The organism is Skermanella mucosa, assembly GCF_016765655.2.
Lineage (GTDB): Bacteria > Pseudomonadota > Alphaproteobacteria > Azospirillales > Azospirillaceae > Skermanella > Skermanella mucosa.
Map to the genome: position 1 here is coordinate 132364 of NZ_CP086108.1, position 17528 is coordinate 149891.

Here is a 17528-nt window from a genome sequence, read left to right on the forward strand (position 1 = left end):
ATGTAGCCGTAATGCCTGACCCGATGTATTTTTCAGGTTTAACGATGAGTCGAAAATGAGTAGCCTGAACCTGAGGGACCACGAACCCGTCACACGACCGGCAACATGATGCACGAGGCTTCCAGTCCATGATTTCGAAAGGCATGTTTTCCTGATGACGGAAATCCTTGGAAGACGCGCGGAACTGCTGAGCGACGCCCAGGTCCGGGATTGCCTGCGCTGGTGCGGCGAGCGCCGGCGCTATCCCCACCGCGACCGCGTCGTGGTGCTGCTGAGCGTCCGCGCCGGCCTGCGCGCGATGGAGATCGCCAGGCTCCGCCGCGCCCATGCCATGACCGCCGGCGGCGATATCGGCGACGAGATCGTGCTGGAGGACGGGATCTGCCGGAAGGGTGCCGGCCGGGTGATCCCGATGCACCGCGACCTGCGGGCCCATGTCGTCACGCTGTTCGGCACGGTGCCCGGCAGCCCGCCCGATCCGCTGATCCTGTCCGAGCGGGCGATGCGCCGGAACCCGGAGGACCCGGACGACACCCGCCCGGTCTGCATGGCGCCGAATTCGATCGTGCTGATGTTCCGCCAGATGTATGGTGAACTCGGCCTGACCGGCTTCTCCAGCCATTCCGGCCGCCGAACCTTCATCACGTCGGCCGCCCGCCTGATCACCAGGGCGGGAGGCTCCCTGCGCGATGTCCAGCAACTGGCCGGCCACACCAGCCTGGCCTCCACCCAGACCTATGTGGACGGCAGCGATGAAGCCAAGCGCCGGGTCATCAAGCTCCTGTGACTTCTCCGGAACAGCGGTCCGGACCTTGGACGCCGACGCGGCGCGGGCCGCCGTCCCGGACCTGTGCGACGTCCTGCTGGACTGCGTCCATGGCGGCGCCTCGGTCAGCTTCATGGCGCCGCTGCCGCGGGAGAAGGCCGAAGCCTTCTGGAACGGCGTCGCCGCCGGAGTCGCCCGCGGCGACCGCGCGCTCGTGGTCGCCGAGACCGAAAGCGAAACGGGATCGCGGCGGATCGTCGGCACCGTACAGATGATTCCGGCGCCCCAGGACAATCAGCCGCACCGGGCCGACATCGCCAAGCTGCTGGTCCACAGCGCCGCGCGGGGCAGGGGGGTCGCCGCCGCCCTGATGGCCGAGGCGGAGAACGCCGCCCGTCGGGCCGGCCGGACGCTGCTGGTGCTCGACACCGTCAGCGACAGCGCGGCGGCGCGGCTCTACGCCCGCCTTGGCTGGACCGCCGCCGGCAGCGTGCCGGACTATGCGCTCTATCCCGATGGCCGTCCCTGCCCGACGACCTTCTTCTACAAGCGGGTCTGAGGCGCCGCCCATCGGGCCGCTCGCCGGGGAGAGGCGATGCAGACGGGCCACCGCACCAGATGTAGGATAAGAGCCGGCCCGATCGTCCTATGGCCGTGTCCAACGAGAGGAGGCAGGCATGCCCTATGTTGACGGATTCGTGCTCGCGGTGCCCAGGCAGAACATCGAGGCCTATCAGGCCATGGCCCGACACGCCGGCGCGATCTGGATGGAGCACGGCGCGCTGTCGTTCGTCGAATGCATCGCCGACGACACGCCCTATGGCGAGTTGACCTCGTTCCCCCGCGCCGTGCAGGCGAAGGACGACGAGGTCGTCGTGTTCTCCTGGATCACCTACGAATCCCGCGAGCAGCGCGACGCGGTCAACGCCAAGGTAATGGCGGACCCGCGGCTGAAGGACAGCATGAAAGACATGCCGTTCGACGGCAAACGCATGATCTACGGCGGCTTCCAAAGCTTCCTGGAACTTTGACCGCGGGCGCCCCGCCGCTTCCCGGCATCAGGCCGGCTCCGCGACACGGCTCTCCTCCGGTACGAGACCCGCGGGTGCGCCCGCCGGCCCCCCGGCGTGTCGCGCCATCTGGTGCTCGATGGCCGCCAGCATCTCGGCCCCGGTGACCGGCTTGTGGGCGACGCCGAAGCCCATGGCGACGATCGCGGAGACGATGTCCTGGCCGGTCTCCCCGGTCAGGACGACGCCGGGCACCTTGCCGCCCAGGTGCTCCTGGATCCGCACCAGGCAGTCGGTGCCGACCTTTCCGTTGCGCAGCCGGTAGTCCGTGACGACGATGTCCGGGCGCAGGCCGCTCCGCTCCAGGGCGGCGATCGCCTCGTCGCCCGACGCCGCCGCCAGCACTTCGTAGCCCCAGTCCTCCAGCATGGACCGGATGCCCATCAGCACGATGGCGTCGTCGTCTATGGCGAGGGCGACGCGGCCCACGCCGGAGGTGCCGCCGTTCCTGCGCGCCGCCGGCCCGGCCCGGCGGGTCTCCTCGACCTCCGGCCGGGACGCCGCCGGCAGCAGGACGGAGAAGACCGACCCGGTGCCGGGTACGGAGTGGACCTCCACCGGGTGGCCGAGCAGCCGCGACAGGCGCTGGACGATGGCCAGGCCAAGGCCTAGCCCCTGGCTGCGGTCGCGCTCCTGGTTGCCGATCTGGTGGAACTCCTCCCAGATCCGCTCCAGGTGTTCGGGCGGAATGCCGATGCCGGTGTCCGCGATCTCGACGCGGACGCCGTCCGCCGCCGGACGGCATCGGATCCTGACCTCGCCCGCTTCCGTATAACGGATCGCGTTCTCCATCAGGTTGCGGATGATCCGGCCGAGCAGGGTGCGGTCGCTGCGCACCGCGACGTCGCAGGCCACGTCCCGTGACAGACGGAGCCCCTTTGCGGCGGCGGCGGGGGCGAAGCAGGAGGCGGTCTCGTCGATCAGCGCACCGATCGGCAGGTCGGCCATCACCGGCACGACCGCGCCGGCATCCAGCTTGGACACGTCCAGCAGGCTGTCCAGCAGGTCCTTCAGGGCTCCCAGGCCCTGGCCCAGCCGTTCCAGCAGGGCGCGCCCGGCATCGGTCGAGACATGGCGTTCCAGGGCCGTGGAGACGAAGAACAGCGACTGGATCGGCTGGCGCAGGTCGTGACTCGCGGCGGCCAGGAACTTGGATTTCGCCAGGTTGGCCCGCTCGGCCTGCTCCTTCGCCAGCGCCAGCCGGCCCTCCCAGGCCTTGGAGGCGCCGATATCCTTGAAGGCGACCAGCGCGCCGGTGATCCGCCCGCCGGCCGTCCGGATCGGTGCCGCGCTGACGCTGATCCAGGTGGTCGAACCGTCGCCGCGGCGATAGCGGATCTCCTCCGCCTGTACCTCCTCGCCGTGCAGCGCCCGGGCCAGCGGATGGGCCTCGGGGGCCAGCGGCGTGCCGTCGGGATTGCAGGCGCCCCAGGCGCCGTAGGACTCGACGTCGGGCGTCGGCAGGACCGGATGGCCCAGGATCCGCTCGACCTCGGGATTGCCCAGGACGATCCTGCCGGACGGCGCGTCGGCCATCAGGAGGCCGACCGGCATCGTGTCGATGACGGCGCGCAGGTGGAGCCGCTTGGTCTCCAGCCGGGCGATCATCTCCTCGCGCTCCCGCTCGGCTTCCCGGCGCTCGGTGATGTCGCGCATGATCCCGGTGAAGAAATGGCGGCCGTCGGCCTGCCACTCCGCGATCGACAGTTCCAGCGGAAACATCGAACCGTCCTTGCGCCGCCCCTCGACCGCGCGGTCGGTGCCGATGATCCGGCGTTCGCCGGTCCGCCGGAAATGGGTGAGATGATCATCGTGGCGGCCGGCGTCGGGGATCAGCGCCGTGACCTTGCCGCCGACGATCTCCCCGGCGGCATGGCCGAAGATCCGCTCGGCCGCCCGGTTGAACGACTGTACCGTGCCCCGCTCGTCGATCACCACGATGGCATCGACGGCGCTGTCCACGATCGAGCGGTACTGCGCCTCGGCCTGCTTCGTCGCCCGCCCGGCGCTGAGGATGCTGTAGTCGGCGTCGGCGAGCGTCCGCCACAGGCGCTCGACCTCGATGATCGGGCTGGGGACGACCGGGACGGGCCTGCGCGGCGAGGCGCCGGGACCGTCGGCGGGGGTCGGGTCCGCGAGCGCCCGGCCCGCTTCGGCGAGGGCCTCGATCGGACCCAGGATCCGCTGGCACAGCGTGCGGCCCAGGGCCAGCGACGTGACGAGAAGGAGCGCCGCCAGGCCGCCGGCGATCCACAGGGTCCGGACCAGCGGGCGGTCGATGTCGTCCGTCGGGGCGCCGACGAACAGGGTCCAGCCGGTCAGGGGGGACGCCCGGTAGGCGCTGACCAGTTCCGTCCCTTCCAGCGACACGCCCTGCGCCATGCCGTTGGGGACGCGGCCACGGGCCTCCGTCAGCCAGTCCGGCATCGTCCTGCCGACGAAGGATGCGGAATCCCGGTTCCGGGCGACGAACCGGCCCCGGCGGTCGAAGGCGGCCACCACCATGCCGTCGTGCGGGCTGAACTGGGCGAGCAGCGATGCCCAGGCGTGCGGGCGCACGAAGGCGGTGAGCAGGTACCTGACGGCCCCGTCGCGCATCACCGGCACCACATGGGCGATGCCGGCTTCGCCGGACAGGCTGCCGGTGAACAGGTCCGACACCACCGGGCGCCGAGCCTGCGTCGCGAAGCTCAGCAGGTCCGGGTTGGAACTCCGCGGCGGCGGGACGCCGAACGGGAGCCCGGTATGGACCAGCGGGGTCCCGGCGGGGTCCAGCAGGACGATGTTCTGCCAGTTCGAATGCAGGTGACGCGCCAGCAGGGCGCGCTCGTGGAAGCCCTCCAGGTCGTCCTCGTTCAGCGCTTCCGAGACGGAAAGCCCCCGCAGCGCCTCGATGTTGGCGGTCACCTCGCGGTCGACGGTCAGCGCCAGCGCCTGGGCGGTTTCCCGCAGCCCCTGCTCGACGCTTGCCTGCCGCTCGGTCGCCAGCCAGGCGGTCAGGGTCACGCCCAGGATCAGCATGGGCAGCAGGGTGACGAGCACCAGGGCCAGCAGGTGCCGGCGGAGAGGCATGGCGGGGGGACGGCGAAGCGAGGGCGTGACAGGCATGGTGCGACTTGGTTCCGGAAGAAGCGACCTTGGAGTCAACTGGTTAATAATTCGTGACCAAAACAAATCGGCGGGCGGCGGCGCTTGAGGGAACCGATATATCCTTCCGGGAGTTGAAACCTGTGAGTGTCAGGCCCGCGCCGGGTTCTGGTTGAGGATCAAGCGGAAGGAGGCCGGCAGATGCGGGTATCCCATATCGCGGGAGGAGTGCTGCTGGCGGTCGCGGCGGGCGGAGCCGGCTTCGCGGCGCTCGCCTGGCGGTCGGAAATCGACCCGGTCGATCCGCCCGGGCGCGCCGCCTTCGAGCCCGCCGTCGTCGCCGATGGGGCGAGGCTGGTGGCGTTGGGCAACTGCCTGCAGTGCCACACCGCGCCGGGCGGCAAGCCGTTCGCCGGCGGCTATCCGCTGGACACGCCGTTCGGCACGATCCACGGCACCAACATCACGCCCGATCCGGAGACCGGCATCGGGACCTGGTCGGAAGAGGCGTTCCGCCGCGCCATGGCCGAAGGAGTCGGCCGCACCGGCGAGCACCTGTATCCGGGGTTTCCCTATGATCACTTCACCAAGGTGACCGAGCGGGACAACCGGGCGCTCTACGCCTACCTGATGACCCGCGAGCCGGTCCGGGCCGAGGCGCCGCCGAACCAGCTGCCCTGGCCGCTGACCTTCCGGCCGCTGCTGGCGGGGTGGAAGCTGCTGTTCCTGGAAACCGGGGAGTACCGGCCCGACCCGCAGCGATCGGAGGAATGGAACCGCGGCGCCTATCTGGCCCAGGGGCTGGCCCATTGCGGCGCCTGCCACACGCCGCGCAACGCGCTCGGCGCCCGCGAGGCCGGCGAGGAATTCGCCGGCGGGTTCTCCGAAGGCTGGCACGCCCCGGCCCTGAACCGGGAGTCGACCGCGCCGGTCCCCTGGACCCGGGACGCCCTGTTCGATTACCTGCGCACCGGTGTCAGCGAGGATCATGCCGTGGCTTCCGGGCCGATGGCGCCCGTGGTGCGCAATCTCTCCGATGTGCCGGATTCCGATATCCGGGCTATCGCCACCTACGTCGCCGACCGCATGGGCGCACCGGACGGGCCTTCCGCCGAGCCTGTCGCCCAGGCGGGCGGGAATCAAGCGACCGGGCAGGAGCAGGGCAGGGCCGCCACGATCTATGCCGGAGCCTGCGCCACCTGCCACGAACCGGGCGGACCGCTCCAGTTCCAGGCGCCGGTCGCCCTGGACCGGGCGACCTCGCTGGCGCAGCCGAACCCCAGCAACGCCATCCGGGCCATCCTGCACGGCGTCGAGACGCCGGACGCGGCGGCCCAACCCCTGATGCCGGGGTTCGCCAACGCGCTGACCGACGGGCAGGTGGCCGAACTGACGGCCTGGCTGCGCGGCCGCTTTTCCGGCGGGCCAGCCTGGGACGACCTGGAGTCCAAGGTCGCAGAGGCCCGCTCGGGCCGATCCGCGGAATAGGAGGAACACCCATGATCACCCTGTCCGTGAACGGCCGGGATCACAGCGTGGACGCCGATCCGGCGACGCCGCTGCTCTACGTGCTGCGCGACGACCTGCACCTCAACGCCGCGAAGTTCGGCTGCGGGCTGGGGCAGTGCGGCTCGTGCATGGTGCTGGTGGACGGCGCGCCGGTGATTTCCTGCGTCACGCCGGTGGCGGCGCTGGAGGGCAGGCGCATCCGGACGGTCGAGGGGCTGGGCACCGTCGAGGACCCGGGGCCGGTGCAGCGCGCCTTCATCGAGGAGCAGGCGGCCCAGTGCGGCTACTGCATTCCCGGCTTCATGATCAGCGCCCAGGCGCTGCTGGAACGGACCGCCGCCCCGTCCGACGCGGAGATCCGCGACGCGCTGCACCCCAACCTGTGCCGCTGCGGCACCCACATGCGGATCTTCAAGGCGGTGCGTCGGGCCGCCCGGGCGATGCAGACGGCCGAAGTGGGCGATACCGGACCGGAGGACGCGAGATGAACGACGTTGCCGGTTTTCCCCGGGCGCTGTCGCGCCGCGCCTTCCTCGGCGGCGGCGCGCTGCTGGTGGGCTTCACCCTGCTGCCCGGCCGCCTGCTGGCCCAGGCGCCGCAGGAGGCCGACGGCGGAGGCGGCGTCGGGCTGCCCAAGGCGCTCGGGGCCGACCCGTCCCTGGATTCCTGGATCCGGATCGACGCCGAGGGCGCCATCACGGTGTTCACCGGCAAGGCCGAGCTGGGGCAGGGGATCCGGACGGCGCTGACCCAGGTCGCGGCGGAGGAGCTGGGAGTCGAACCCGCCGCCATCGCCCTGGTCACGGCCGACACCGGCCGGACCCCGAACGAGAGCTTCACCGCCGGCAGCCAGTCCATGCAGGACAGCGGGACGGCGATCCTGCACGCGGCGGCCCAGGTCAGGGCGATTCTGCTGGACCTGGCGGCGCGGCGGCTGGATGTCCCGGCCGACCGGCTGGGCCTGGAAGGCGGCGCGGTCGCGGCGCCGGACGGCAGGACCGTGGGCTATGGCGAGCTGGTGGGCGGAGACGGCCTCGACGGGATCCGGGCGGAGGCGGGCGCCGCCCTGAAGGCGCCGGAGGATTACAAGGTGATCGGCCGCGACGTCCCGCGGATCGATATCCCGGCGAAGGTGACCGGCGGCCCGGCCTATGTGCATGATCTCCGCCTTCCCGGCATGGTGCATGCCCGCGTCGTCCGCCCGCCGGGCTACGGCGCCCGCCTGCGCGAGGTCGATACCGGCGCGGTCGAAGGGATGCCCGGCGTCGTCGGCATCCACCGCGACGGCAGTTATCTGGCCGTCGTGGCGGAGCGGGAGTGGCAGGCGGTGACCGCGGGCCGGGCGCTCGCCCGCGCGGCGGTCTGGGACGATGCGACGGCCCTGCCCGAGCAATCCGGCATCTTCTCCACCCTGCTGGCATTTCCGTCCGAGGACACGGTGATCCACGACAGGCGGGACGGCCTGGCGGCGGCCGCCGGCGCGACGCGGCGCCTGGAGGCGGAGTACCGGCGCGAGTACCATGTCCATGCCTCCATCGGCCCGTCCTGCGCGGTCGGGCTGTTCGAGGACGGCATGATGACGGTGTGGTCCCACGCCCAGGGCATGTACCCGCTGCGGGCCGCCCTGGTCGAGATGCTGGGACTGCCGGAGGACCGGGTCCGCTGCATCCACACCGAGGGGGCCGGCTGCTACGGCCACAACGGGGCCGACGACGCCGGCGCCGACGCCGCCCTGCTCGCCCGGGCGTTCCCCGGCCGGCCGGTGCGGGTGCAGTGGATGCGCGAGGACGAGCATTCCTGGGAACCGTTCGGCCCGGCCATGCTGTCCCGCGCGGCGGGCGCGCTCGACGCCGACGGCCGCATCGTGGACTGGACCTACGAGGTCTGGAGCAACGCCCACTCGACCCGGCCGGGCGGGGCGGGAGCCCTGATGCCGGCCTGGCACCTGGCCCGGCCGTTCCAGCCGGACCCGCCCAAGCCGATCCCCCAGCCGGCCGGCGGCGGCGACCGCAACGCGATCCCGCTCTACGCCCTGCCCAACGCCCGCGTCACCCACCATTTCATCCCGGAAATGCCGCTCCGCGTCTCGGCCCTGCGCGCGCTCGGCGGCTACATGAACGTGTTCGCGCTGGAAAGCTTCATGGACGAGCTGGCGCGCGAGGCCGGGGCCGACCCGGTCGAGTTCCGGCTGCGCCACCTGGAGGACCCGCGGGCGCGCGACGTGGTGACCCTTGCCGCCGAACGCTTCGGCTGGCCCGCCGCCGCCGATCTGCCCAGCGGCCGCGGACGGGGCTTCGGCTTCGCCCGCTACAAGAACCTGGCGGCCTATTGCGCGGTCGCGGTGGAGGTCGCGGTCGAGCGGGAGACCGGCGCCGCCCGCCTGGTCCGCGCCGTCGCCGCGATCGACAGCGGGCAGGCCGTGAACCCCGACGGCATGCGCAACCAGACCGAGGGAGGCATCATCCAATCCGCCAGCTGGACCCTGCTGGAGCGCGCCACCTTCGACCGGACCCGCATCACCAGCCGGGACTGGAGCAGCTATCCGGTTCTTCGCTTCGACCAAGTGCCCGACAGCGTCGACGTCCACGTGATCGACCGCCCGGGGATGCCCTACCTGGGCACCGGCGAGGCCGCCCAGGGACCGGCCGCCGCCGCCATCGCCAACGCGGTCGCCGACGCCGCCGGCATCCGTCTGCGCGACCTGCCGCTGACCCGCGACCGCATCAAGGCGGCGGTCGGGGTCTAGGAACCGGCACGCCGGGGCCTTTGCACAGCGGTTCCGAACGATCCGCGGTAGGTCGGCCTTCGCCCGCCAGGGCGAACGCCGACGCCGAGCTCATCGAAGTTATCGAGCAGGACCATAGGGGGACCGATCCAAGCAGTTACCGGGTTTCAAACAGAAAGGAAAAATTCCATGAGTGTGCCTATTTCGACCGAGAAGCGATTGCTGACCGCAGGTGAATTCGAAGTCGTGAGCCAGACACACTATCCCGCGATTTGCGGTCTGTCCGAAGATGCGTTGGCGGACAATTTGAAGCTGCTGCGCGAGTACCGTCAGAAGGCGAGGGACCGCTCCCGCCAGCAGCGGCGGGAAATGCGCGGCAAGGCCGAGCCCCGCGGCGCGGAGGCTGCCCGCGACAATACCGGGACTGAAGCGAAAGCGGCGATCTTCGCCGGCGCGGTGAAGAGGCTCAACCGCGAGCTGGCGCGGATCCGGAAGGCCGGATCGGGCGGCAGCCAGACCGACCATGCCCGGCGCGCCCTGGAGCTGAAGCGCCGCAATCGCGTCCGGCATCATCCCAACTCGGGCAGGACGGCGAACGGTTCGATGTCCCTGATCGAGAATCCCAACCCGACGGTCGACACGGACCCGCGGGAAATCGGGCGCGTTTCGCAGGCGGTCAAGGTCGGCCAGGCCCGCCGCGATTCCAACTGACCTTCGGGAAAGCGAGCCCGCTGGCCGCAAAAGAAAAACGCCGCTGCCTTTCGGCAGCGGCGCAAGTTTCGATCCCGAACGGTTAGGTCTGGGTTCGAGGGGGGATCAGGTGGTGGCCGAGCCGACCGGCTGGGCCTGACCGACGTTGGCGAGGCGGTATTCCTGCTCGTTCCGGGCGTGGTGGCGGGCCAGCATCGGCCGCAGGATCACGATGGCGCAGGTGGCGGACATGAGGTCCATGATCGCGACGGTGTAGAGCACGGTGGACCAGGTGCCGGTGGCTTCCATCAGGATGTTGCCGAGCGGGACCATCAGGGCCGCGATACCCTTGGCGCAGTACAGGAGGCCGTAGATCTTGCCCACATGCTTGGTGCCGAAGGCGTCGCCGGCGGTGGCGCTGAAGAGGCTGTAGACTTCGCCCCAGGCCAGGAACACGACGCCGCTGAGGATCAGGAAGGCGTAGGGGTTGTGGCCGAAGTAACCCAGCGCGATGATGCCGATGCCTTCCATGGTGAAGGCGATGAACATGGTCTTCTCACGGCCGATATGGTCCGAGATCCAGCCGAAGAGGGGACGCGACAGGCCGTTCATGACCCGGTCGAGCATCAGCGCGAAGGGCAGGGCGGCCATGGTGAAGAAGTAGAGGTTGACCGGGAATTCCTTGACGCCCAGGTCGTGGGCGATCAGGCCGAGCTGGGCCACCGCCATAAGGCCGCCGGTGACCGTCAGGGTGAACATGACCAGCATCGTCCAGAACACCGGGGTGCGCAGGGCTTCGCTGAGCGTGTAGTCGCGGCGGGACTGGGACAACTTCGTGGAGTACTTGACCTCGCCCTTCTGCGGCGACCGCAGGAACCAGGCCACGGCGAAGATGACGATGCCCTGGATGGCGCCGAAGTAGAAGAAGGCGGTCTGGTAGCCGCTCGCCGCGATCACGGCGGCGATCGGCAGGATGGTCAGGGCCGAGCCGGCACCGTAGCCGCCGGCGGTCAGGCCGACCGCCAGGCCGCGGCGATCCGGGAACCACTTCAGCGCGTTGTTGATGCAGGTCGAATAGACGCAGCCGACGCCCATGCCGCCGACCGCGGCGCCGACATAGAAGCCGGTCAGGGTGGTGGCGTAGGAGTTGATGATCCAGGAGAGGCCGACCAGCACGCCGCCGATGGCGACCATCACGCGCGGGCCGTATTTATCGATGAAATAACCCTCGATGGGGGTCAGCCAGGTCTGGACGACGACGAAGATCGTGAAGGCGGCCTGGATCGAGGCGCGAGTCCATCCATAGGTCGCCTGGATTTCCGGCACGAACAGCGTCCAGGCATATTGGATGTTAGCCGTCGCCACCATACAGATCACGCCGACGGCGAGTTGGATCCAGCGCATGCGGGCGGAATCCGGAGCCCGGGTCCTTCCCTGTTGATCTACCGATGTATGCATCGGACATTTCCTCCGTGTGGATGGACGACAATTGGTCCGGTGTTTTTTGTTCTTCCGGAGGGCTTTGATCCCGCTTCGGCAGCCCTTGGACCTTCCGGTTCCCGGCTGCGACAACGTGACGCCCTCTGGTGTCTGGTATATTGAATGCCAAACACCAGCTGGGATGCAAATGGTTTTCTGATTTTTCCACGATGTGGAACGATTATTTTCTGCCGGTCGGGACAATCGGTTGAAATAGAAACCAATTCCCCGGCATCAGGGAGTATGCCGGACGACTATGCCGCGATTCCAGCGGCTGCCGGCTGGGCGGATCCGAGAGGCGCCAGGATTTGAAGAGGCCGGTCGAATACCGCGCGGAAGGGGATCGGGACCGGAGTTTTACTTGCGGGCACGGCAAAGCCAGCCCTGCCGTGGATGCAAAGCTGACCTCTGGTATTCTGTATTCCAGGTCACTTGATGTCCGCTTGCCCCGTCGTTATGTTGCTATGCAGCAAACGACACCGGTGCACCGCCTCAGACCAAGGGAACCTGGAAAATGCTTAAGAACTCCGACTTCCTCCTCACCCTCATGGCTTTCGCCGGCCTCGTGACTCACGCCCTGACTTCCGGTTCCGCCTGGCCGTTCTCCGCTTCCGCCGACGAGGACGAGGAAGACGGCATCTTCTGGACATCCGACCGGCTGTCCCAGAGCGGCGAAGGTCACCAGCGACCGTTCTGGATCGAGTGATCCGTCAAAAGCTGGTCCATACCATTCGGGTCAGGTCGGGTCCGGGCGATCCGGCCAGCAGCAGGACGGCCCCGTGGCACAGCCCGCTCAGCACACCGAACCACAGGGTGGTGACCAGCACCTTCCGGTGTGTGCCGCCGGCCGGGGCGTCCTGTAATTTTCTGATATGCACGCTCCCTCCCACTTCCTTCTTATTATCTGTTTCATCTTCAACGGACCTGATTGCAAACGCAACCGGCTCCTTTACTTACCCGCCCCCTTTCCCGACCAGCGGAATGGGGTTCTGAGGCGCGGCATCGCCGCCGGCTTTTTCGTCTCCTAGGCCATGTCCGCAGGGACGGCCGGCACGACGCAGGGGCAGTACCCGGCACCCTCGGGTATGCGAAGCTCCGCGCCGGCGGATGTTTCGATCCATTCCGGCACGATCCTGACCAGCGGCTGCCGCATCGCCGTCTCGACCGCCTCCGCGACGGTTCGGCTGGTGGCGAGACGCATCAGGTTCATCCGGGTGGCGAAGATCAGGCGCACCGCGCCGGCATCAGCAGCCTCGATGATTTCCGCCGGACGTCCCCATCGGCAACTCACGATCTCGGACCCGTCGGGTTCCGCCTGCTGGCCGGGTGGTACCGCCGCGATGAAGAAGACCGTATCGAAGCGCCTGGGGCGCACGGCCGGCGTCACCCAGTGTCCGAAAGCGACGAGGCGGTCGTCCGCGGGAACCAGTCCCTCCGCCTCGATCACGGAGCCGAAGGTGATGTCTCCGGACAGGAGCCGGGCGCGGTAGCGCGCCACAAGATCGGCGCAGCGGGCGGGGTCGGGCAGGGCGCCGTCATGCCGCCGCGCCAGCAGGATACCGCATTCCTCGAAAGTCTCCCGGATTGCCGCCAGCCGGGCGGGATGCAGGCCGCCGCCGGGAATTCCGGTGGGGTGGCGATCCTCCGCGGCAAGGCATCCTCCCGGAAAGACCAGTGCGCCCGGTGCGAAACCGAGCCCGGCGTGGCGTTCGATCATCAGGGTTTCGAGCCCGCCCGGCGCGTCGCGCAGCAGGATCAGGGTCGCCGCCGGGCGCGGGGCCGCAGACGCCTTGGGGCCATCGTCGGGTGTCTTGCGTATTGTTTGCATACCGTACACCACATGCCAGAAGGAAAGGGTAGTACGATGCACGGACTTTGTGCAAGGTTGATTATTGAAGCAGCAAATCAGTACCGTTCAGGGTGAACGGGGGACAGGGAGAAGACTGGATGGATCCGGACACCTTCAACATGGAAGTTCGCAAGTTTCTCAAGGTCGTCGGGGTGACTTCCCAGCGCGAGATCGAGGCCGCGGTGGATCGGGCGATCAGGTCGGGCCGGATCAAGGGCGGCGACACCCTGTCCGCCAAGGTCGTGCTGACCATCGACGGCATCGACCTGCGCCACGAGATCGACGGTGAGATCGAACTCGGCTGACGCCGTTTGAAAGGACCCGGGCCGGCAGGTTCCGAGCCGCGCCTGAGTGCGGCCCGGAACCTGCCGGCCCTAGCGGGTGCCGACGGTTACCAGCCCACGAATCCTTCCGCGACCGGATCGACCACGTCGATATGGTCCACGACGTCCCGGACGCCCGGGATCGTCCGCGCGCCGACCACGAGCGCCTGCCGCTGGGATTCGGTCCGCACGGCGCCCCAGAGATGGACGACGCCGTCCTTCACCACGACGTTCTCGCCGAAGTCCGGCGCCCAGGGCTGGTCGGCATAGGCTTTCAGCACCCGCTCCCGGATCGTCTTGTCGTCCGCCGACGGGGCGGCCGTTCCGGGTTCCAGGGTCGTCAACATGCGCATCAGGTTCGCGCGGCTGATGATGCCGACCACCTGATGGTCGCGGGTGACCGGAACCCGCTTGATCCGGCGGCTCTCCATCAGCTCGACCACCTCGTTGAGGGCGGCGTCCTCGTCGACGCTGATCACGTTGGCGCTCATCACGTCGCGGACGGTCCGGCCGTGCTGCTTGGTGAACGCGTCCGCCTGCGACGAGGCGCTCGCGACGAGGCCGAGCCACCAGGAGCCGCCGCCTTTGCCCTGGGTCTCGGTCCCGGTTTCGGCCCGCCGCAGCAGGTCGCCCTCGCTGATGACGCCGATGACGCGGCCCTGACCGTCGACGACGGGCATGCCGCTGATCCGGTGCTCGAGCATCCGCTTCGCCGCTTCCGCGACGGTACTGTCCGCATCGATCGTGATGACGCTGCGGGTCATGATGTCGCCGGCCTTCATCGTTTCCTCCATTCGCGTTTCTTGGGTTCGATGCAGATCGTCCGGCCAGCCACCCGGTGACGGCGGAAATCTGGCATACGTTATACCAACTACCAGAAATGCGCGGTGACAGTAAGGGGGCATCGAGAGACAAGGGGGCGAAGTCCCTGGGACCGATCCTCTCTTCTCATTCAGTCGTGCCGCCGTGTCGGTCCGGCCAGTTTTCGATCTCGACCGGGTCGATCGCGTCGGCCGGCTCGAAGCCGAAGATCCGGCCATAGAACCACAGTTCGGCTTCCAGGGTGCGCCGTATGGTCGAGCCCTGCCGGAACCCGTGGCCCTCGCCCTCGAAGGTGAGCAGGGCTACGGGCAACCCCTTGGCTCGGAGCGCGTCGGCCATCATGGCGGCCTGGTTGGGCGGCACGACCTTGTCGTCCAGCCCCTGGAACAGGATGACCGGGCAATCGATCTGGTCCAGGTGATGGATCGGCGACCGTGCCTCGATGATCGCGCCCGAGGTTTCCAGCGGTCCGATCAGCCGGTCCAGGTAGCGGGATTCGAACTTGTGGGTGTCGTGGTAGAGCGCCTCCAGGTCCGAGATGCCGTAATGGCTTGCCCCCGCCCGGAACCGGTCGGTGAAGGTCAGGGCGCACAGGGTGGTGTATCCGCCGGCGCTGCCCCCCGTGATCGCGATCCGCTCGGGATCTGCGAGGCCCTGGTCGACCAGGTACGTCGCGGCGGCGACGCAGTCCTCCACGTCGGCAACTCCCCAGGCGCCGTCGAGCGCGCGGCGGTACGGGGTTCCGAATCCGCTCGACCCGGCATAGTTCACGTCGACGACCGCGAAGCCGCGGCTCGTCCAGTACTGGATCGACAGGTTCAGCTGGGGCGACGCCGCCGAGGTCGGCCCGCCATGGCTCTTGACCAGCAGCGGGGGCAGGGTGCCCTCGGGCGCCCGGTGGTCGGCGTTGGTCGGAGGGTAATGGAAGGCATAGGCGGTCCGCCCGCCGGCGCTCTGGAACTCGATCGGCCGGGCGACCGAGATCGTCCCGTCCGGAAGGTCGATGGGCGCCGAGCGGCGCAGGACCCGGGCGCCTTCCGAGGTCAGCAGGGCGACCGACCCCGGCTCCCTGCCGCTCCCCGCCAGCAGCGCGATGCCGCCGCCGGCCATCGGCCTGACCGTGCCGATCTGGTCGTAGGGAATCTCCGCGGCCGCGGGCGTCGGCCCGCCGCCGATGCCGGTAGCCAAGGACCAGAACCCGTTGCGGGTGAAGGCCGCGGCGATCAGGTCGCCGGTGAAGCCGTAGGTCGCCTGCCCGAAGTTCCAGTAGGGCCGGGCGAATTCCGCCGTCATGGGGAGGAGCGGGACCCCGGCATCGGCGCCGCTTCCCGTGCCGTTCCAGCGGACCAGGTTCCACCAGCCGCTCCGGTCCGAGACATAGTGCAGCGTGCCGGCGGGCGACCAGGACGGCTGCACGACCGCGACATCGTCCCCGCCGTCCACCCCCAGGGGCTCGGCCAGGGTCCCGTCGTCCAGCACGTCGGCCACCATCAGCCTGGTCCCGTCCCATGGCATGTTGGGGTGGTTCCACTCGATCCAGGCCAGCCGGCCGCCATCCGGGGAGAGGCGGGGCGCCCCGTAGAAGTCGGCTCCGGTCGCGATGGTTTCCGGAATGGCCGGTTCGGGCGGCCGGGCCGGGACCGACACCAGGACATTGAGCGGCTCCCCGTTCCCGGACTCACCGTGCAGTTCGCCGACCGCGATCAGCCGCCCGCGCGGCGCGTCGAGCACCAGGTCGGCGAAGCGCCAGCCGGCGTCCCCGACGGTGACGGGAACCGGTTCCGCCCCCGCGTCCAGCCGCCAGATCCGCTGGTCGGCGAAGTTCACGAACCAGACCGTGCCGCCGGCCGCCACGTAGCTGGCGCCGCCATACTCGTGGACGCGGCTGCGGGAGGAGAACGGCGGCGGCAGCAGATCGCGGATGACACCGTCGGCGCTCGCCTTCACAATGACGCTCCGGCCCTTCTCCGCGGGCCGCCCCTCGACCCAGCAGATATCGCCGCCATCCACGCAAAGCTCGCTCAGCCCCACCGCCTCGCCGATGATCAGGTCCGTCGTGATGGGCGACTTCCAGGCTCCGTAAGGGGCAATGCGCATCTCTGTGTTCCTCGCTTGTGGGGTGCGGAGTCCCTGTCTAACCCGCCTTGACCGGCCCGCGCCATACTCCGCGCCGTTCCGGGACGCCGGTCCGACGACCCAATCCAGGAAGCCGACATTCCCCATGATGATCTTCATCAACATCATTCTGCCGGTGTTCGGCCTGATCCTGGTCGGCTACGTCGCGGGCCGGACATCCATCCTGCCTCCGGCCGCCGTCCGCGGCGTCGCCAACGCGGCGACCTGGCTGATGATCCCCGTGCTGCTGTTCCGTTCCACGGCGGGGGAGGGGACCGCCCGGAACATGGAGCCGGCCATAGCGCTGGCCTATTTCGGCGGCTGCCTCGTGATCCTGGCCCTGGCGTTCGCCTGCGGCCGGACGCTGTTCCGGCTGCGGCTCGATCAGCTCGGCGTGTTCGGCATGGCGGCGATGTATTCCAACGCGGTTCTGCTCGGCCTTCCGCTGATACAGACCGCCTTCGGCCCGGAGGGCGTCGTCCTCCAGACCAAGATCATCGCCTTCCACTCCCTCATCCTGCTGCCGGTGACGACGGTCCTGATAGCCCTTGGGCGGGGGCACTCCGGCGGGTTGACGAAGCTCGTCCTGCCCGCGGTGAGGGAGACCCTGTCCAACCCGATCATCATCGGCCTGCTCAGCGGCCTCGCCTGGAGTTTCACCGGCCTGGGCATCTGGGAGCCGCTGGACAGGATGACCGCCATGCTGGCCGCCGCGGCGGCGCCGACCGCCCTGATCGCGCTCGGCGCCGCCCAGGCCCAGAGCGCGCTGCGCATCGGCGGCGAACTGGTGGAAGCCCTCACCGTGGCCGTGCTGAAGCTGGTGCTGCATCCCCTGGTCGTCTGGCTGCTCGCGGCCAAGGTCGCGGGCCTGTCGCCCGAGGCCGTCGCCGTGGCGACCGTCACCGCCGCCTTGCCGGCGGGAGCGAACGTGTACCTGCAAGCCCACCAGTTCGGCTGCTATGTCGCCGGCGCGGTGAATGCCGTGATGCTGACGACGCTGCTGTCGGTGGTCAGCATCACCGTGGTCCTGGCGCTGCTTCATCCCGCCTGACGGCGGGCTCGACTGGAGACGGGAGAGATCATAAGGCAACTA

16 protein-coding genes are annotated in these 17528 nt (G+C 69.2%); 10 read left to right on the forward strand and 6 right to left on the reverse strand.

What is annotated here, in order from left to right:
* The first annotated feature begins 154 nt into the window (after positions 1–154).
* From JL100_RS33570 to JL100_RS33580, 3 genes are all read left to right on the forward strand, one after another.
* On the forward strand, positions 155–787 hold the full coding sequence (locus tag JL100_RS33570) for a tyrosine-type recombinase/integrase (RefSeq protein ID WP_202682973.1): 633 nt from the start codon (positions 155–157) through the stop codon (positions 785–787).
* Positions 753–1325, forward strand: a complete 573-nt coding sequence (locus JL100_RS33575; RefSeq protein ID WP_202682974.1) for a GNAT family N-acetyltransferase — start codon at positions 753–755, stop codon at positions 1323–1325. Before JL100_RS33570 ends, JL100_RS33575 begins: the two co-directional genes overlap by 35 nt.
* A gap of 118 nt (positions 1326–1443) precedes the next feature.
* Positions 1444–1797: a DUF1428 domain-containing protein gene (locus JL100_RS33580; RefSeq protein ID WP_202682975.1), complete on the forward strand. Its 354-nt coding sequence runs from the start codon at positions 1444–1446 to the stop codon at positions 1795–1797.
* Positions 1798–1824: 27 nt separating this feature from the next.
* Here JL100_RS33580 and JL100_RS33585 read toward each other — a convergent pair whose 3' ends face one another.
* The gene (locus JL100_RS33585) at positions 1825–4944 is read right to left on the reverse strand and encodes a hybrid sensor histidine kinase/response regulator (RefSeq protein ID WP_202682976.1); all 3120 of its coding nucleotides are present in this window, start codon (positions 4942–4944) and stop codon (positions 1825–1827) included.
* A gap of 180 nt (positions 4945–5124) precedes the next feature.
* On the opposite strand from JL100_RS33585, the gene JL100_RS33590 reads away from it, so the two are divergent.
* From JL100_RS33590 to JL100_RS33605, 4 genes are all read left to right on the forward strand, one after another.
* Positions 5125–6411 carry a c-type cytochrome gene (locus JL100_RS33590; protein ID WP_202682977.1) on the forward strand — a complete coding sequence of 429 codons (1287 nt, stop codon included), beginning with the start codon at positions 5125–5127 and terminating at the stop codon, positions 6409–6411.
* A gap of 11 nt (positions 6412–6422) precedes the next feature.
* Positions 6423–6920 (forward strand): (2Fe-2S)-binding protein, encoded by a 498-nt coding sequence (locus JL100_RS33595; RefSeq protein WP_202682978.1) that lies wholly within the window; start codon positions 6423–6425, stop codon positions 6918–6920.
* A complete protein-coding gene (locus JL100_RS33600) occupies positions 6917–9178 on the forward strand; it encodes a xanthine dehydrogenase family protein molybdopterin-binding subunit (protein WP_202682979.1) in 2262 nt (753 codons plus the stop codon). The genes JL100_RS33595 and JL100_RS33600 overlap by 4 nt, the downstream gene beginning before the upstream one ends.
* A 168-nt stretch (positions 9179–9346) precedes the next feature.
* A complete protein-coding gene (locus JL100_RS33605; RefSeq protein ID WP_202682980.1) occupies positions 9347–9868 on the forward strand; it encodes a hypothetical protein in 522 nt (173 codons plus the stop codon).
* A 105-nt stretch (positions 9869–9973) separates the two neighbouring features.
* Here the strand turns inward: JL100_RS33605 and oxlT are convergent, their stop codons facing one another.
* Positions 9974–11251, reverse strand: a complete 1278-nt coding sequence (gene oxlT / locus JL100_RS33610) for an oxalate/formate MFS antiporter (protein WP_228421734.1) — start codon at positions 11249–11251, stop codon at positions 9974–9976.
* 589 nt (positions 11252–11840) lie between these two features.
* Here oxlT and JL100_RS33615 point away from each other — a divergent pair.
* The gene (locus JL100_RS33615) at positions 11841–12032 is read left to right on the forward strand and encodes a hypothetical protein (RefSeq protein WP_202682982.1); all 192 of its coding nucleotides are present in this window, start codon (positions 11841–11843) and stop codon (positions 12030–12032) included.
* 4 nt (positions 12033–12036) lie between these two features.
* Here JL100_RS33615 and JL100_RS33620 read toward each other — a convergent pair whose 3' ends face one another.
* A complete protein-coding gene (locus tag JL100_RS33620) occupies positions 12037–12204 on the reverse strand; it encodes a hypothetical protein (RefSeq protein WP_202682983.1) in 168 nt (55 codons plus the stop codon).
* A 146-nt stretch (positions 12205–12350) separates the two neighbouring features.
* The gene (locus JL100_RS33625; protein ID WP_202682984.1) at positions 12351–13154 is read right to left on the reverse strand and encodes an NUDIX hydrolase; all 804 of its coding nucleotides are present in this window, start codon (positions 13152–13154) and stop codon (positions 12351–12353) included.
* A gap of 119 nt (positions 13155–13273) precedes the next feature.
* Between JL100_RS33625 and JL100_RS33630 the strand changes: the two genes are divergently transcribed.
* Positions 13274–13480: a DUF6494 family protein gene (locus tag JL100_RS33630; RefSeq protein WP_202682985.1), complete on the forward strand. Its 207-nt coding sequence runs from the start codon at positions 13274–13276 to the stop codon at positions 13478–13480.
* A gap of 86 nt (positions 13481–13566) precedes the next feature.
* Here JL100_RS33630 and JL100_RS33635 read toward each other — a convergent pair whose 3' ends face one another.
* Together JL100_RS33635 and JL100_RS33640 are read right to left on the reverse strand one after the other, a co-directional pair.
* Entirely contained in the window at positions 13567–14280 is a 714-nt protein-coding gene (locus JL100_RS33635) for a CBS domain-containing protein (RefSeq protein ID WP_202683074.1), read from the reverse strand.
* A gap of 166 nt (positions 14281–14446) precedes the next feature.
* Complete coding sequence (locus tag JL100_RS33640; RefSeq protein WP_202682986.1) at positions 14447–16417, reverse strand: prolyl oligopeptidase family serine peptidase; 1971 nt, start codon at positions 16415–16417, stop codon at positions 14447–14449.
* Positions 16418–16541: 124 nt separating this feature from the next.
* Here JL100_RS33640 and JL100_RS33645 point away from each other — a divergent pair, with 124 nt between their 5' ends.
* On the forward strand, positions 16542–17486 hold the full coding sequence (locus JL100_RS33645; RefSeq protein ID WP_202682987.1) for an AEC family transporter: 945 nt from the start codon (positions 16542–16544) through the stop codon (positions 17484–17486).
* Positions 17487–17528: the final 42 nt, after the last annotated feature.

What these genes read in the sequence shown, in the direction of transcription:
- JL100_RS33615 (WP_202682982.1), top strand. Translation starts at nt 11,841, where the DNA reads ATGCTTAAGAACTCCGACTTCCTCCTCACCCTCATGGCTTTCGCCGGC.
- JL100_RS33640 (WP_202682986.1), bottom strand. Translation starts at nt 16,417, where the DNA reads ATGCGCATTGCCCCTTACGGAGCCTGGAAGTCGCCCATCACGACGGAC.
- JL100_RS33590 (WP_202682977.1), top strand. Translation starts at nt 5,125, where the DNA reads ATGCGGGTATCCCATATCGCGGGAGGAGTGCTGCTGGCGGTCGCGGCG.
- JL100_RS33580 (WP_202682975.1), top strand. Translation starts at nt 1,444, where the DNA reads ATGCCCTATGTTGACGGATTCGTGCTCGCGGTGCCCAGGCAGAACATC.
- oxlT (WP_228421734.1), bottom strand. Translation starts at nt 11,251, where the DNA reads ATGCGCTGGATCCAACTCGCCGTCGGCGTGATCTGTATGGTGGCGACG.
- JL100_RS33605 (WP_202682980.1), top strand. Translation starts at nt 9,347, where the DNA reads ATGAGTGTGCCTATTTCGACCGAGAAGCGATTGCTGACCGCAGGTGAA.
- JL100_RS33635 (WP_202683074.1), bottom strand. Translation starts at nt 14,280, where the DNA reads ATGAAGGCCGGCGACATCATGACCCGCAGCGTCATCACGATCGATGCG.
- JL100_RS33585 (WP_202682976.1), bottom strand. Translation starts at nt 4,944, where the DNA reads ATGCCTGTCACGCCCTCGCTTCGCCGTCCCCCCGCCATGCCTCTCCGC.
- JL100_RS33600 (WP_202682979.1), top strand. Translation starts at nt 6,917, where the DNA reads ATGAACGACGTTGCCGGTTTTCCCCGGGCGCTGTCGCGCCGCGCCTTC.
- JL100_RS33625 (WP_202682984.1), bottom strand. Translation starts at nt 13,154, where the DNA reads ATGCAAACAATACGCAAGACACCCGACGATGGCCCCAAGGCGTCTGCG.
- JL100_RS33595 (WP_202682978.1), top strand. Translation starts at nt 6,423, where the DNA reads ATGATCACCCTGTCCGTGAACGGCCGGGATCACAGCGTGGACGCCGAT.
- JL100_RS33570 (WP_202682973.1), top strand. Translation starts at nt 155, where the DNA reads ATGACGGAAATCCTTGGAAGACGCGCGGAACTGCTGAGCGACGCCCAG.
- JL100_RS33645 (WP_202682987.1), top strand. Translation starts at nt 16,542, where the DNA reads ATGATGATCTTCATCAACATCATTCTGCCGGTGTTCGGCCTGATCCTG.
- JL100_RS33630 (WP_202682985.1), top strand. Translation starts at nt 13,274, where the DNA reads ATGGATCCGGACACCTTCAACATGGAAGTTCGCAAGTTTCTCAAGGTC.
- JL100_RS33575 (WP_202682974.1), top strand. Translation starts at nt 753, where the DNA reads ATGAAGCCAAGCGCCGGGTCATCAAGCTCCTGTGACTTCTCCGGAACA.